Annotated in this window: 14 protein-coding genes; 6 read left to right on the forward strand and 8 right to left on the reverse strand. The window is 34.6% G+C overall.

Annotated elements, in window-relative coordinates:
- The first annotated feature begins 58 nt into the window (after window positions 1–58).
- From ACNFIH_RS07460 to ACNFIH_RS07480, 5 genes are all read left to right on the forward strand, one after another.
- Complete coding sequence (locus tag ACNFIH_RS07460; protein ID WP_426486133.1) at window positions 59–1,321, forward strand: epoxide hydrolase family protein; 1,263 nt, start codon at window positions 59–61, stop codon at window positions 1,319–1,321.
- A gap of 137 nt (window positions 1,322–1,458) precedes the next feature.
- Window positions 1,459–2,325, forward strand: coding sequence for an enoyl-CoA hydratase/isomerase family protein (locus tag ACNFIH_RS07465; RefSeq protein ID WP_426486134.1), 867 nt, complete (start codon window positions 1,459–1,461; stop codon window positions 2,323–2,325).
- A 42-nt stretch (window positions 2,326–2,367) separates the two neighbouring features.
- On the forward strand, window positions 2,368–2,898 hold the full coding sequence (locus ACNFIH_RS07470; protein WP_426486135.1) for a hypothetical protein: 531 nt from the start codon (window positions 2,368–2,370) through the stop codon (window positions 2,896–2,898).
- 33 nt (window positions 2,899–2,931) lie between these two features.
- Window positions 2,932–3,558, forward strand: a complete 627-nt coding sequence (locus tag ACNFIH_RS07475; RefSeq protein WP_426486136.1) for an isochorismatase family cysteine hydrolase — start codon at window positions 2,932–2,934, stop codon at window positions 3,556–3,558.
- Between the two features lie 685 nt (window positions 3,559–4,243).
- On the forward strand, window positions 4,244–5,446 hold the full coding sequence (locus ACNFIH_RS07480) for an IS3 family transposase (protein WP_426486137.1): 1,203 nt from the start codon (window positions 4,244–4,246) through the stop codon (window positions 5,444–5,446).
- A gap of 308 nt (window positions 5,447–5,754) precedes the next feature.
- Here the strand turns inward: ACNFIH_RS07480 and ACNFIH_RS07485 are convergent, their stop codons facing one another.
- The 5 genes from ACNFIH_RS07485 to ACNFIH_RS07505 form a co-directional block, all read right to left on the reverse strand.
- Window positions 5,755–6,303: an NAD(P)-binding domain-containing protein gene (locus ACNFIH_RS07485; RefSeq protein ID WP_426486138.1), complete on the reverse strand. Its 549-nt coding sequence runs from the start codon at window positions 6,301–6,303 to the stop codon at window positions 5,755–5,757.
- An 87-nt stretch (window positions 6,304–6,390) separates the two neighbouring features.
- Complete coding sequence (locus ACNFIH_RS07490; protein ID WP_426486139.1) at window positions 6,391–7,605, reverse strand: hypothetical protein; 1,215 nt, start codon at window positions 7,603–7,605, stop codon at window positions 6,391–6,393.
- A 55-nt stretch (window positions 7,606–7,660) separates the two neighbouring features.
- Window positions 7,661–7,999 (reverse strand): DUF4870 domain-containing protein, encoded by a 339-nt coding sequence (locus ACNFIH_RS07495; RefSeq protein WP_426486140.1) that lies wholly within the window; start codon window positions 7,997–7,999, stop codon window positions 7,661–7,663.
- A 25-nt stretch (window positions 8,000–8,024) separates the two neighbouring features.
- Window positions 8,025–8,945 carry an AraC family transcriptional regulator gene (locus ACNFIH_RS07500; RefSeq protein ID WP_426486141.1) on the reverse strand — a complete coding sequence of 307 codons (921 nt, stop codon included), beginning with the start codon at window positions 8,943–8,945 and terminating at the stop codon, window positions 8,025–8,027.
- Window positions 8,946–9,161: 216 nt separating this feature from the next.
- Window positions 9,162–10,181, reverse strand: coding sequence for a hypothetical protein (locus tag ACNFIH_RS07505; RefSeq protein WP_426486142.1), 1,020 nt, complete (start codon window positions 10,179–10,181; stop codon window positions 9,162–9,164).
- Window positions 10,182–10,408: 227 nt separating this feature from the next.
- Here ACNFIH_RS07505 and ACNFIH_RS07510 point away from each other — a divergent pair, with 227 nt between their 5' ends.
- A complete protein-coding gene (locus ACNFIH_RS07510) occupies window positions 10,409–11,359 on the forward strand; it encodes a helix-turn-helix domain-containing protein (RefSeq protein WP_426486143.1) in 951 nt (316 codons plus the stop codon).
- A gap of 297 nt (window positions 11,360–11,656) precedes the next feature.
- On the opposite strand, the gene ACNFIH_RS07515 is transcribed toward ACNFIH_RS07510, so the two are convergent.
- The 3 genes from ACNFIH_RS07515 to ACNFIH_RS07525 form a co-directional block, all read right to left on the reverse strand.
- Window positions 11,657–12,568, reverse strand: a complete 912-nt coding sequence (locus ACNFIH_RS07515) for a PorP/SprF family type IX secretion system membrane protein (RefSeq protein WP_426486144.1) — start codon at window positions 12,566–12,568, stop codon at window positions 11,657–11,659.
- Window positions 12,569–12,610: 42 nt separating this feature from the next.
- On the reverse strand, window positions 12,611–13,858 hold the full coding sequence (locus tag ACNFIH_RS07520) for a gliding motility-associated C-terminal domain-containing protein (protein WP_426486145.1): 1,248 nt from the start codon (window positions 13,856–13,858) through the stop codon (window positions 12,611–12,613).
- A 103-nt stretch (window positions 13,859–13,961) separates the two neighbouring features.
- Window positions 13,962–16,379, reverse strand: coding sequence for a hypothetical protein (locus tag ACNFIH_RS07525; protein ID WP_426486146.1), 2,418 nt, complete (start codon window positions 16,377–16,379; stop codon window positions 13,962–13,964).
- Window positions 16,380–16,381: the final 2 nt, after the last annotated feature.

Genomic DNA, 16,381 nt, shown 5'->3' on the forward strand with positions numbered 1-16,381 from the left:
CAACAAATTAGAATTTCAAAAAAGAACTCTAAATCACTGCAAATAAAAAAATAAAACTATGAATAGTAATCAATATACAGCACGTGTCATCACGATAATACTCATCGTGATCACAATGTCAGCGGCAGGCCAAAATGCAGTTGATGCTAAGGCGATTCGTCCCTTCAAAAAAATACATGTTTCCGATGCTGAACTAAAAGACCTGCGTCAACGTATAATAGCCACGAAATGGCCAACTAAAGAAACTGTATCTGATCAAAGACAAGGGGTGCAGCTGAACACTATGAAGAAGCTGGCAAAGTATTGGGCCGAAGATTATGATTGGCGTAAGGTGGAAGCTAAACTAAATGCTTTGCCACAATTTGTCACTACCATTGATGGCGTCGATATTCACTTTATACATGTTCGGTCTAAAAATAAAAATGCCATGCCATTAATAGTAACGCATGGTTGGCCGGGATCCATCATAGAACAGTTAAAAATTATAGACCCTTTGACCAATCCAACCGCATATGGCGGGAAAGCCGAAGATGCTTTTGATATAGTAATCCCATCGTTGCCTGGTTATGGTTATTCTGGCAAACCAGCCAATACAGGCTGGGACCCGGTGCATATTGCAAATGCTTGGATTACGCTGATGAAAAGATTAGGATACACTCGTTTTGTAGCACAAGGAGGCGATTGGGGTGATGCTGTGACTGAACAAATGGCAGTACTGGCACCGCCAGAATTGCTGGGCATTCATACTAATATGCCTGCTACAGTACCAGACAATATTGCAAAAGCACTTCAATTTGGCCCGGCGCCCGCTGGACTTTCTGCAGAGGAACAAAACGCATATGATCAGCTGGACTTTTTCTACAAAAATGGACTGGGGTATGCTCAGGAAATGGCAAATCGCCCGCAGACATTATACGGTATTGAAGATTCCCCGATAGGTCTTGCGGCTTGGATGCTTGATCACGATGCTCGCAGTCATGCACTTATCGCGCGCGTATTTGACGGTCAAACTGAAGGACTCTCAAAAGACGATATCCTTGATAACATAACTCTCTACTGGCTCACAGGTACAGCCATTTCTTCTGCAAGGCTCTACTGGGAAAACAAACTCGCCTTTTTCGAACCCAAGCACCTTGCTATACCAGTTGCTGTAAGTGTATTTCCTGATGAAATCTATGCAGCTCCAAAAAGTTGGGCCCAAAAAGCATTTCCAAAATTAATTTATTTTAATAAACTTGAAAAAGGTGGCCATTTTGCTGCCTGGGAACAGCCAGAGGCTTTTTCAAAAGAAATAAGAGCCGCTTTCAGGTCATTGCGATAATAAAGCAAAAAAAGCAATTCGAGGCTGTTAAGCATCTTATGTTAAGAGAAACAAACATTATTTTCTTAATCTGGGTAAGATCGCTATAAAGTAAAAATCAATAACCGTAATCAGATAAAACATAAAGCAATTTAAAAATGATTATAAAACCAATTTCAGTGACTAAAATTCAAGGCACTCCTATGATCTTAAAAAAATTAAATAAGGGATTTTGGAATATTACCTTTGATAATCCCCCTTTGAATCTTTTTGATCCCGAATTCTTAACAGGCTTGTCCATAGTAATGGATCAAATCGAAAGTGACCCCGATGTAAAAGTCATTCTTTTTGACAGTTCTGTAGAAAACTATTTTATAGCGCATTTTGATGTGGCAAGAGCCGCAGAAATGCCAAACCCAAAGACGGCCAGCGGTTTGCCATTATGGATTGATATAGCACAACGACTATTGAATTCCGCCGTGATAAGCATAGCTTCAATTCGAGGCAGAATAAGAGGTATCGGAATTGAATTTGCATTGGCTTGTGATATGCGTTTTGCCAGCCGGGAATTAGCCATCTTCGGACAGTTTGAAGTAGGAGTAAATTTAATTCCGGGAGGCGGCTCAATGGAAAATCTGCCTGTCTTTTTGGGCAGAGCGCGTGCGATCGAAATTATTATAGGCGCACAGGATATCAATGCGGATCTTGCAGAACGATACGGCATTATTAACCGTGCTGTTTCTGACGCTGAATTAGATGAGTTTGTGTATCGCTTAGGCTGGCGCATCAGTCAATTTGATCCACATATAATTGGCAAGGCAAAAGCCGTTATTAACGAAAGAGCGGGCGGTAAACCTACAGCTAAAGATATGCTTGACTCTCGCGATACATTTATGCAAAGCATGCAGCGGGATGAAGCCAAGCCTGTTTTCAAAAAACTATTTGAATGGGGCATTCAGCAAGATGGAGACTTTGAATTGAATGTAGGCAGTTATCTTGATAAAATAGGCGAAACAATTGACTAAAATGAACAAGCATTCATATAACAACTTAAAAATAAAAGCATTATGGAAAACAATCAAGTTTTTGTTGATTCTAGCTTTTCTGCTATTATCAACGCACCGATAGAAAAGATCGACATACCAGCGTGGTGTTTCGGTCTTCCTGAAAATGAATATCAATCATGCTCTCCGGCACACATTGCGGCTGGTTTTACTACTGCGCCTGACGGCACAAAAATGTCAATAAATGTCGAAATCATTGGAGGCAGTCTTATGGTGCAGCACTACGTAGAACAGCTTAGTGAACCCGCACACCTTATTCTGCTGTCAGTCTCAGATGTATTTACCCCCAACGGTCGAACCACTATACAGGTGCATTGGGAACTGAGCGTCAAAAAAATTGATGAAAAAACCTGTGAATTTACAAACAGAGTGATATCAAGACCAACCCCGGATTTTATCAGTTTTATTGATAAACAAGGCATCCCATTTGAACAATTCAAAGCGCAGCGCCAGCCTGCATCAATTTACCACAATCAAACCGAAACGCCTCTTTTTGCAAAAAGTATTGAGCATCACGCATTGCGTACAAACTGACTAGAATAATTTTAAATTTTAAATTTCTATACCATGAATCAAGTAAAATATAAACGAAAAAATACAGCATTGCTGTTTATTGATCCATACAACGATTTTTTGTCAGAAGGCGGAAAGATTTGGCCGAGAGTAAAAGAAATAGCCGAAGCTAATAATTTATTGGATAATCTGCGAACAATTGTTAAATCAATTCGTCAAGCAGGTATTAAGGTGTTTATTGTTCCCCACAAACAGTGGGAACCCACAGATTATCAACATTGGCAATTCCCTAATCCCACTCAGCAAATGATTATGGAGACACATTCATTTGCTAAAGGGACATGGGGCGGAGAATGGCATCCTGACTTTGCACCTCTTGAGGGCGATATCATCGTTAAACAGCATTGGGCTCAAAGTGGTTTTGCTAATACTGATTTAGACATGTTGCTAAAACAGCATGGAATTTCGCATCTGATAGCTATAGGACTCCTAGCAAATACATGTATGGAATGCACCTGCCGTTTTGCAATGGAATTAGGCTATCACATCACTCTGGTTAAAGATGCTACCGCCGCGTTTAGCCAAGAAATGATGCATGCAGCTCATGTTCTTAATGGACCTACATATGCACATGCCATTCTGTCTACTTCAGAACTTGTTAAATCTTTACCGCTTGATTGATTGTGTAATTAAATCATAAAGAAATAATTTTCATTCAGATCAAACGAAATTTAAACAAATGCGCTGCTATTAAGGTTTAAAGCATTTATAGCAGCACATTTTTTTTATAAATTTAAGTCAGCCACTGCATTAATGGGTTTTTAAAAAAAGATATTATTACAGTTTATAAAAGTCGATGTAATTGGTGATTCCGTTCCTATACCAACCTCAGAACAGGCTGAAAAAAGTAGGCAAAACAACAGATCAAGGGAGTAATCTATGTTTTGGACTTGATACCTTTTCTGCCACAAAAAGCTAAGGCGAATTAAAAATTATTTGCCATTTGAAATTTTGTGGCGCAATCGTCGCACAAGGCACTATGAAGAATTAAAAATTCAACAAAATCAATACTTACGAAGTTTAGGTTCGAAACTGCATTAATATTTTCATATATTTGTAATATGGAAAAAAAGAATAATACTACTCTTTCTGTTAATTCGTTAGTATTTTTTTGTGCATAATTTCATATTGAAAAAGAAAAAAATTGAATTTTGGGTGCAGAATCGGTGCACAGAGGTTCTGGAGGTGATACCTTTTTTGCCACAAAAAGTTAAGGCGGTTTTAAAAATATTGATTAGATTTTAATTTGATAAATTGTAAGAAGAAATAATTACAAAACAATTCATCACTCTATAAATTTGAAACCATGGAAAATACTCGAAAAAAGTGGCCGTTGGAATTTAAAATTTGTGCCGTCACAATCAGTAATCAATATAAAAGTGTATTAACTGTAGCTCAAGAACTGGGCATCAGTGAAAATAGCCTCCAACATTGGAAAAAACTTTACAAGGAAGGAAAACTGACCCTTGAAAAAAAATCAGATTTAGATGCTAACCAGAAAGAATTAATAAGATTAAAAAAAGAAATCAAAAATATTCAGATAGAAAAGGATATCTTAGAAAGCAGCGCAGAAATTATTTTACAGAAAAGACGGCTTCGCTATAAATTCATCATGGAAAACTATGATAAATTTCCAATTATTAAGATGTGCAAAATTTTCAAGGTAGATCCAAGCTGTTTCTACAGATGGAGGAAAGACCTATCTACGAGCAGAGCTGAAAGAAAAATATTTATAACATCTGAAATTCTAAGAATTTATCATTGGAGCCTAGGAAGTTACGGAAGCATAAGAATCACTAAAGAACTTTCAGCGATCGACATAAATGTATCCCGCACGTATGTTGGAAAGATAATGATAGAGAATCATCTTCAACGGATCACAAAACTAAAGTTCAAAAGAACTACAATCTCCTCTCCCAAATATCCTGTCGCTGACAATTTATTAAATCAAGAATTTAAAGTTAGAAACCTAAACCAAGTCTGGGTATCCGACATTACTTACATTCAAACTAAGAAAGGCTGGGTATATCTTACCGCAGTAATAGACCTCTTCGATCGTAAAGTTATAGGTTGGTCAATAAGCAACACCATGAAAGCAATAGATACAACGATAGCCGCTTTTAAGCAAGCCTTATGCAACCGTCCATTAATTCGAAACCAAAAATTAATATTTCATTCAGACCGCGGAATTCAATATGCCTGCAAAGCCTTTGTGTACATTTTGTCGCAAAGTGATCAGATTACTCAGAGCATGAGCAGAAAAGGAAACTGTTACGATAATGCAGTTGCTGAAAGCTTTTTCAAGACAATTAAATCAGAGTTAATTAATCACAACCAATATGCATCCATAAAAAAAGCAAAAACATCAATCACCAATTATATCAAAAATTTCTACAACACCTGCAGAAGACATTCGGCTCTTGAATATTTAACAATCCAAGAATTCCAAAAAACAATATCTTCCGTAAAAGCAATTAGTTTGCTTTTTATCCCACTTTGGTATAATTAATAATGTTTTTATTTCTTTATTTAACAGAATTGATACCATTTCTGTTGCAAAAATCTAGGACGAATTTACAAATAATCTACTACTCCAAGTCTGGTGGCGTACTGGTGGCGCATAAATTTCAAATGCTTCTTAAATTCATTAAAATCAAACTTTTCTCTAATAAGGTTCGAATTGCAGAGCATCCCTGTTCAAAACTAGAAAACATATAAATTATTCACAGGATAGGCAGATTTCTTTTCTTAGTAGACCACTTTTTAATTTGCTGTTCTAATGAAGCAAATAAGTGATTTATTCGTGTTATCGATTTATTAATTCAAAGCACTAAACTGATAGAGCTCCGCAAGATCATGTCCTGCAAAATCTAACGATTCTAAAAAAATCCTCACGTACTCTTTTATATATTTATTTGCTGCAGTATAGAATATATCGTTATTATTTTGATCTGGTCTGCGAGGCATAATTATCATGGGCTGCATTACATTGTATACTGTTACTACATGTGCAGTTGGCAGAAATGAAGCTATAATTTCACTTGAAGATCGTGAGCCGGAATTGAATTTTAGCGGTTCTAAACTAAAAATTTTGTTGTTGGTATGCAGAATTATTTTTTCTGTCATATCAGGTAACTGCTGCATTAAAAATTCAATTTTTTCCCGAGGAACAAACAAGATTACGATTTCTGCCTGGACTGCTTCATCTATAGAAACCAATTTTACATTCTTACCAATCGTTTCTACAACTTCACTCAAAGCTCGATTGTTTTGAATTTGGCTAATTAATACTTCATAACCTGCAATAGATGCTCTGTTGGCGAAATCAACAGTAATGCATCCTATTCCTATAATTCCTATTTTCATAGTGAAATTTTTTGATCTCTATTTTTCTTTTTAGTTTTCTTTATTAGAGCTGAAACATTATTAGTAACACTGTTACATTTTAGAATATCATTTCCATTTTCCTTCTCCTTTATATTTCACTAAGAATGGATTTTTTGAATCAATTGTAAAAACAGGTTTCGTATAAGTACCAGTTAAATAGTTTGTCTTAGTCCAGCTTTTTAGTATTTCCGGATCTGTAAACGGAAGGTCTTTCAGATAAATAAGGTATTTATAAAAATTGGCTAACATTTCTTGTTGTCCGCCGCCTTCAGCACTGTTGGCCAGATTACTAGTATGATTGTAACCCGAATGATGCGAATATTCATGTGACCAAACTGACATATTTCCTTTCCAGTGCCCGGTTATATAACTCGATTCCCATTGAGATGCTAAAGCCCCTCCTCCCCATGCCGCATCTCCTATAACCATTGCCATAGAAAGTTTTCTATTATCGATATAGGTATTATAAACCTGTAATATTTGCTCTTTGGTAAAATAATCATAAACTCCATTAAGATCCTCAGCATTTCCGTGCCAGTCGAGTGCTCCTTCTACAGCGGTGTTATTTGCTGCTGCCTGTTCTCTTTTATATCGGTCAAAATTGATAAAAGTATCGTAGTAGATCGGGTGACTTATCGCATAAGAATAATTAATGATCATCGTTATGGCTTCTTTTGCCAAAACAGGATTCATGGGTACGTATCGATCAGGATTTTTCAAATGATAGCTATCATCAAACTGAACGAGTCTTGTCGATTTTATTTTTTTGAACATGGCAAATAGAGCATCATTCGATTCGGCTGAAAATTCAATTGCACCAGCGGCAAAGCCTTCCATTTTATCAATTGTAATTGTTTTTCCATTTTCTAATAAATAATCATTTTTGCCCGCGACTAATGGAATCTGATGAAATGAGCGATGAAAGGCCGGTATTTTTGAAAAGTTATAAATTAAAATTCTTTGATCATTACCCGATATTTTGGCATATATTTTTACATCTGTCAGTTCTACAGGCGAATAAAGAGAAAGCTGAACAGAGTCTTTCCCTTTTTGAATTACCTGCAGAGGTTGATTTACCCTAAACCAGCGATCGGTTTTATCATACATTTTTGACGGACTTTCGTCATCTTCAAACATTGTCATGGGATGATTTCCTGCCGGTAAATCTGTTGCATCTATAATTTGCAGATAATTTGGCACAAAATTATCCTCCTGATCACTGCATCCAAAAATCAAAACTGTAAGCAGTACAAAAAACAAAAATTTAACGTTCAGTTTCATAGGTATTTAAAATTTGAGGGTTATTTTTTTAGGTCAAAAAGAAATTAAATAGAGTCTAATATTTAATAAAATCGAATTTATGGTCAAAATACAATCCTAAAAATGGTAATGGAACTTTTCTTTCCTTAACAGCATTCGAAATTCCAATGCTTATTATCAATAAGAGCAATAAATTCATTACTATAAAAATGATATAAATTAGTGGAAAAAATAAAATCAAATTAACATATAAAGTGCATAAAATAAACCCTATTGTTCCTAGTCCAAAAGATTGTTTTAAATGATAATGAGCCAAAATTGATTTATGTCCTGAGTAGTAAAACATATAGGAAACCATCCAGCCAATAATCGTAAGATAACTTATAATTGAAATCGTTTTTCTGTTCATTTTCATTCAAAGGTTTTTTATTAATTTGGTTTTATAAATGTTTAATTGGAATATACATCTCAAAAACATGCAAGTTTTGCGGATGCGTTTGTGGATCATTTAAATGTTTAATATAAAAATCCCGATTATCCGGCTGATAGCCATTTTCAACAAACCATACTTCGAAAATATATTCGAGGGAAGCAAAGCATTCTTCTATCGCAGATTCCTTATGAATTACAGCGTATAGTCCGCCGCTAATTGTTAAATCGGCAATAAAACCTTCTTCCTGTAAAGCGTAGGGTAACGTCAGACAAACATCGGTTTTTACATTTCCTGATAAATTATGATGCGTTCGAAAAACAGTCAATGCTTTTGATTCGGGAAATTTAATCTCGTTTTCTGGCCCTGCCCATCGATGAAGCCTTTCAAACATTCCTGAGTAAGTTGTGCTGTCATGAATGTCGATATCTAAATTCTGAACATACATGGCTTCGATTTCTGGCAATTCCACAATTTCAATTTTAATCGCTTTTTCCTTAATCATCAGGCAATTTTTAATAACATCAATTTTAATGGCCAGATAATTTTCGGTCATAATTTCTAACGACCAATTTTTACCATTGGTACAATTAACATTCCATTCTTCGGCAGTTACTTTCTGGATTTCCTTAAAACTTCTGGTAAAAGAAGACATGGTTGCAAAACCACATTCAAAAGCAATTTCACCAATGGTTTTATGAGGATAATTTTTAACAAAGAATAATACCCTTTCAATTCTTGCCCTTATGATATATTCATTTAACGGAATGCCTGTCACTGATTTGAATATTCGATGATAATGATATTTCGAAAAATTAGAAACCGATGCTATATTCTCTAATGAAAGTTCCTGATCAAGATTTGATTTTATAAAATCAATACTTTTATTGATGCGGAAATAATACTCTCTAATGGATTGATCTTTTGTCATGTTCTTTTCATTTTAATTCGTATAAGGGTAAAAAGTTATGATTGGGGCAATCTAATTTTTTTTTTGCAATGGCTTAAAATTTTTAAAATTCAGGCATAGAAAGTCTTTACTAAAAATTGCCTAACAAAGATCTTTGCAATTTCAGTATCAATAAAAGATTATTAAGAGTAACGATTACTCTTTTATTTCATCGTAAATAGTGTGGGAAGAATTAAATTATTGTTTAAAGAATATAAATCTGCCGGCATAGCCGTTATTGGCGTAATTGATTCCGTACCAGCTCGACTTCATCGCAGTTGGATATCCTGAACCTGTACCTTCTGTGGTCATAATTCTAAAATGCGTTGCATCGTAAGGAACTATATAAGATGCGGCATTATATCCTGATACAAACCAATTGGCATTTCGAACCCGGCCAACTGAGTTTACTAAAATATCCAGTTCTGTTGGTGTCAGTGAAGTGTAAAAAGGATGCTCTGTAGCATTAAAAGAAAATCCTCCTGGTAAGGCAAAAAGATAATCACCGTTACCCGCGGCTGAACCTGTTGCTGATTTTGCTGAATACATAAAATCAACTTCGATCTGATTATTTCCGAGATCACGGTATCTTATAAAATCATTTTCCCGCACAGTAGCTTTCGTTGGATTAGCTGTCGTTCCAGTAATAGTCAGTGCAACTTTAGCCGAAAAATTAGAATTTGAAGCTCCTAGTTTTACAACATTTCCAGTAGCATCAACTCCAATTGGATCACCGGTCGAAGCTATTCCGGAACCTGATACCAAATTGGTCAATTTAATCCCTGATGTATTAGCTACACCTGTTGCAATTTCAAGCGAAGTTCCGGGTGTGGCCGTTCCTATTCCAATTCTGTTATTTGTTCCGTCAATATAAAAAGTATTACTATCGAAATTAACATGATCTGTTACTCCTACTACTCTTCCGGCTTCAATTGTCCCGTTTGAAGTATAGATGGAAGGAGAAGAAGCAGATGAAACCCAGGTTGTACCGTCACAATATTCAACGGCATTTGTTGTCACATTAAAAATAAACATTCCTTTATTAGTAGCATTTGCTAAAGGTCTATTTGCCGTAGTAATTCTGGGTAGCATAAGCCCTTTGTTTGTTGCATCTAAATCAAGAATTGAATCGCTATTAGGAGTTATTGTTCCTATACCAACCTGAGCGAATCCAACTGTGCTAAATAATAACGCTAAAATTAGTTTTGTTCTATTCATTTCTAAAATATTTTTCTTTTAATTCTTTAACTTTTATAAAAACCAATTCTCGTGTTTTTTTACTAATTTCTTTGAATTTCGAAGTAAATGTTTATTTTTATAAAAAAAGTGTCATAATCGAACTTTCATGTGTCATTTCTTTAAAATCACTGTGATACAACTACATACAGTTTGTAAAAAATGTTTTGAATCATGGTTTTGAATCTTAGCTAAAAAAAATATCAATAATGGAAATTAGAATAAGCGAATTAAAGTTTGATTTTGTAAAGTATTACATTCTGCTCATTATTATTAGGCAAACATTTTTGTTTTTTATCAATTTATATTTTCATAATTATACCATCCTTTTTATTGATGCTATTGCCATTGCAATGCTCTCAACTGTTTATTATCTGCATTTTCATTTTCCATATAATTTTGAAAAAATGGCTAGAATTTGCTGTGTATTTTTTTTAATTTTTGATTTGGTTTACGGTGCTTTTAGTCAAAATTTTGTTTATTATATTTTTCTGAATACACTTTTATTTCCATGGGCATTTTATATGTTTTTCAATTTGAGACAAACCGTTTTGCTTTCATTAGGTACGCTACTGATATTTCCTTTAAGTAAAATATTCAATTACTTTTTAGATTATAAATTTGAACAAATCCAGTACGAAAAGACATTTATGATTTGCATTATATCTTTTAACTTAATGCTATTGTTTTTGCTTTTATACTATTATACTGAAATCACTGCCAGTCAGCGAATACTTTCTTTTTTAGAAAATAAGGAAAAAATTGATGTAGAACCCAATGCTAAAAAAAGTTCAGAATTACTGGTAGCAAATACTTCTTATAAAGCATTATTTGAGAGAATCGATGATCACATGAGTACGAAACAGCCTTGGAGAAATGCCGAATATAATTTAGAACAAATGGCAAAAGATCTCAATTTGAATATTTTTCAAATTTCAACAGCGATTAACTATTGTACTAAGAATAACTTCAAAACTTATCTTAATGATTATCGATTAAATGCCTTTACGGAAGAAATAAAAAATCAAAAAGATAATGATGTCCTTTTAAAAGAAATTTATCTGGATCTTGGTTTTAATAGTAGAGTTACTTTTAACCGAAATTTTAAAAATAAATTTGGTGTAAATCCCCAAGAATACATCGCTACTCATATTTTTTAAAATTAGATCAGCTTTGTTCTTTTAAATCTTCATCTGAGAAAAATTGCCATTTATGTGTTCTAAACAAATCAACAATTACAACCTTCCAAAATCATAAATTGAATTCATAATACTTTTTTTTTAGAAATTTCGCGGTTAACGATTTACAGCTATCATGTATAGATAATGGTTTTGATTTGAATGAAAAATGTGTTGTCCTAAAGTAATAAGTATTATAAAAAAGCTTACTATTTGTTGTTTTGTCATTGCTGAATGCTTCATTTTTAGTTAAAAAAAGTTGGTTAAAAATATTTTTATTTAAAAGAATCGAACTGATCGACCGCTTCTTTGGAAAAATTCGTATCGAAGGAAAATCTCATGAGATCCCGAATTATAATTGCTTAAATAAGTGGTATCGAAGTCATAAGCATATCCTAAATAAAGATTATCTGTAATTTGAAATCCTGCCAATGAACTTATTGAAGCACTCCATCTGTAAGCAATTCCAATTTCAAATTTATCCAGAAACATAAAATTGGTTGAAATATCGAATTGTACTGGCGCGCCTTCCACCATTTTTGAAAGTATAGCTGGTTTAATCCACATTCCCTTGTTTTCGTTTATTTTAAAAACATACCCTGCCATTAAATAATAATTGATTTTATCTTTATAAATGGCTACATCATTGTCATTATAACGCTTCGTTTCAATAAAATTAGGAACAGAAAAACCAACATATGCCTTATCGGAATGCCAATAAACACCGGCTCCAACATTTGGAGTAAGCCTATTGTTTAAGTTTTGAAATTGAGGATCGCCCTGCATGTCCTGATTCAATTTATTAATATCTAAACTGAATAAATTTGCTGTTGCTTTAATACCAAATGAAAGTTTAAAATCTTCCGAAGTTTCAACGGTATAAGAAAGATCTGTTGAGAAATTCGTTTCGCTTGTCGGACCAATTTTATCGTTGATCAGTGACGCGCCTATTCCTAGATGGCTGTCATTTATTGGCGCATTTACAGAAAAACTGCTTGTCTCAGGAGCGCCATCCAGGCCAACCCATTGCGTACGATATAGACCAAAAATATTTAATGTCCCGCGCGACCCCGCATAAGCTGGATTTATGGCGATAGTATTATACATATATTGCGTATACTGAGCATCTTGCTGCGCATAACTTACAATAGCTGTGAAGGTAAAAACGATAGATAATAACTTTGTTCTCATAAATTTAGTTTTTAATGATGACTATATGATCTCGTTTTACAATTATTGATTACTGATATAGAGGTATCCTGATTTTTCGATTGTTTTGCTGCCAGTATTATATTTTAATATGTAGAAATAAGTTCCTACGGGCAACCCTACTCCTTTTTTGATTGTACTGCGTCCATCAGAATATCCACGGAACATATTATCAGTTTCGTTATAAGCATTGGCTTCAAATACTTTCACTCCCCATCGATTGTATATTTCTACCGTATTATCTGGATATTTATCAATTCCTTTGATATGAAAAGTATCATTTATGCCATCTCCATTGGGTGATATTGCATTAAATACTACGACATCAGTATCAGGAATAACGACAACTTTTTTAACAAACGCCAGTGTAAAAATTCCGTAACCACTAACTTGGGCAGTTATTAGTTTTGAATAATTGCTGCCTGAAAGAGGATCACCAACTATACCTTTTTCATTAATCCATTTTGATGTGGTGTTATCCCAACGAACTATTGCTAACTCTTTTTCGCTGCTTTGTTCAAAAAAAGAAGCTGGAGTTGTATTGGAATCTAATGTCAGACTTAAAATAATTTTTTCACTTCCTTTATCTTGCGTTACACTCCAATATTCTGCCTGGTCGATTTCTAAAACTGAATCTTCTTTACTGCTAAAGGGATGAACATTTCCTGCATTTTCAAAAAGATATTGAATTGTGTAAACATTGTTTAAATCTGAACCGCCTCCTTTATAACTGGGCCGAAAGAAGCTTTTATCCCCAATTGGAAATTCAAATGTTTCATTGCCTCTTTTCTCTACATTTCCATCTAAAAAACTCAGATTACCGGCATCTGAATAAAATGCTTTTTCTTCAAAAATTAATCGGCCATCATAATCTGCTGCATTTATAATTCCCTTTTTAAATTCAGCTTTATTAGCCACAACAATTGCGGATCTTAAATGGAAAGGAACTAATTCTGCTCCATTCTCAAACATAATATTCTTAAAATAAGTAATTGCCGATCCTTCAATTGATTGCTGTTTTGTTCCTGCAAAAAAAGTTTTACCGTTACTCGAATTGCTAAACGTTACTAATCCATCATTTTTAAAATTGCCATAAATAAAACAGTTTCCATCATTCAAAAAGTCACCTGTTGCTGTATTATTAAAATCAGCAAGTGTGGAAAATTGTGTATTGGGTGAAATTGATAAATCTCCAATATTCACTATTTGTGCCGAAATTTTATGGATCCAAAACAGTAATAGTATACTAGCTTTTATATAAGTACCGCGCATATTTTTTTATTTAAAGTGAATCTGTACAATTTTTAAAAAAACTCATTTGATTTATAAAACACCTCCAAAATGAACTAATAAATGAGGTGTTTTTTTATTTCAATTAAGGGATAACATAACTTGTATTTACATTTTCCTGTGCATACTTAATGGCCCATACCATAGCATTAGCATACATTATACTGTTTTGTACAGAAATCCCTGCATTATATGGTTTTGGAATTGGTAATCCTGTAGCTGTAATTTTTGCAGGATAAATAACTGTATTTGTATCTGTTGCATTACCTCCAATCCATGCTCCCTCACCAACGAACATAAAACCTAAAGTATTGTGCTTAAAAGCCCATACCCTTGACGCATTCCCCGTTTGAGTAACCAGAGCAGTTGTGTTTGAAGGCAAACCTGTAGCGTAAATTGCATTTGACCATTCACTTCCTGTATACATTCCTTTTATATTTCCAAAAGGTCCATCCAGAACAGGATCAGAAACATTTAATATTGGATTGGTGTATGTTGCTCCTGTCCCGGTAAGGGCAACCGTAGTTGAACCACAAATAGCATTAATAAGATCAGTACTATTCGCTGCATAAGTTTTATCAGCAAAAATAAGGACTCCCTTTTTATTTTTAACAAAATCATTTAAAACTGCAATAGTTGCCGCATCAACAGAATAAAAGTATCCGACCACTATAATATCAATATTATTACTATTGATTGAGTTTTTTAATGTTGCTCCAGTATTGAATCCTCCGTCAATTATTGTTATACCCTGCACCTGAAAAGTACCGGTAGGTCCAAAATTTGCCGTTGAGGCCAAAACCGCTCTTGGAACTTCGGAAGCTCCTGCCGAACCCGGTTGGTAAAGAGAGTATCCAAGCCCTAAAACTTTCATAGTCCTGAAAACAAAGTTTATGCTTTTGTTACAAGCCACACCTCCGTTGGTGCTATTAGCAGTTATGGCATAAGAAAAAACACCTCCGGAAACCGGAGTTCCAGTTGCTGTTAAAACTACATTTTGAGCTCCTGTACTTGCAAATGTCCCGCTAGCTGAAAAACTGATGCCATTTACTGTGTTTGTTGTAATAGAATAAGCTCCTACATAGGTCACATTAACCGGAACAGTCATGGTATTTGCCGCATTCATTGCGATCCCGGGAGCATAACCTCCACTGGTTGTGATACCACCACAATTAGTTGTATAGGTAACAGGCTGCGCAGTTATAGGTACATTTACTGAACATGTTGCAGCACCGCCGGGAGTTCCTGTAACTGTGAGGCTTGTATTTCCTGAAGTTGTTGGAGTTCCTGTACCCGTTAAAATTATATTTTGTGGTCCTACTGCACTTAAATTTATCAATCCTGAAGTATAGGATATGCCATTAACAGTGTTTGTATTTATTGTTGTTTTACCCGTTGCAGTAACATTAATTGGCAATGTTATTGTATTCGAAGAGGTTAAAGCAAGGTCTTGCATATATGTTCCATTAGTTGTTGCTCCGCTGCAATTAATTGTATATCCAACGGAAGATACCGTAACCGGAACATTGCTACATTGTCCGGTAGCCAGCGTTACTGCATTAGATGAAATATTAAAATTATTTAATCCAGATGCAATAGGTTCGCCAGTTCCTAAAAGCTCAACTGTTTGATTTGGCGTTAAATTATCAAATGTTCCTGTTCCGCTAAAAGAATATCCATTTACTGTATTGGTGTTGATGCTCCAGAAACCGACAGTTATTGGGTTAACATTTAATGTTATTTTGTTGGAAGCATTCAGAGGAACTCCTTCAAAATAATTACCGAGAATACTTGCGCTTCCACAATTAAGAACAAAATCTACATCTGCCTTTTTAACCCAATTATTTAAAGAACACGAAGAAACTGTTCCGTCTAAAATAACACGGAGTGAATCTCCCGGATCTCCCGGATTTCCTGGATAACCTTTGTTTGGCGTACCCATTCCTGTCAAATACAAAACATAAGTACCTGCTGAGATAAAAAGTCCTGCTGTTGTAAAATAGTAACCACTTCCACCTGTTGGTGTCACAAAGATTGTATAATTACCTCTTTGGGTTACTGTGACAGTAAGGGTCATATAGTTAGATTGATTCAAAGGAACTCCTTGTTTGTATGTTCCAAAAATTTCTGCTTTGGTACATTGTGCCGGACTAATATCATACACTGCAGGAGGCAAAGAACCGCAAAGACTGACCCAAAGGTTTTGTCTGTCACTCCAATAATCAAAGCATGCCGTATTTGTATTAAATATCATTAATCCGGGCGTTATATTTGCCGGCAGAATGGCGTCTCTTTGTGCTGTCGTTAAACGTGGCAACAGTACCCCTTTATTATTACTTTCTAATTCTAGTAATACTCCCGCTCTTGCTTTTTCTGATCCGGTGCTTACAGTTCCGTCTTTTATTTTTGTACCCACAATTTGAGCAAAAAGAGAACAAAAACTGAAAAAACTAAATAATAGCATTAAGACATTTTTTTGTCTTCTATATAATTTTACTTTCATAA

Origin of the sequence: Flavobacterium sp. 2, assembly GCF_049949195.1 — a bacterium.
Classification (GTDB): Bacteria; Bacteroidota; Bacteroidia; order Flavobacteriales; family Flavobacteriaceae; genus Flavobacterium.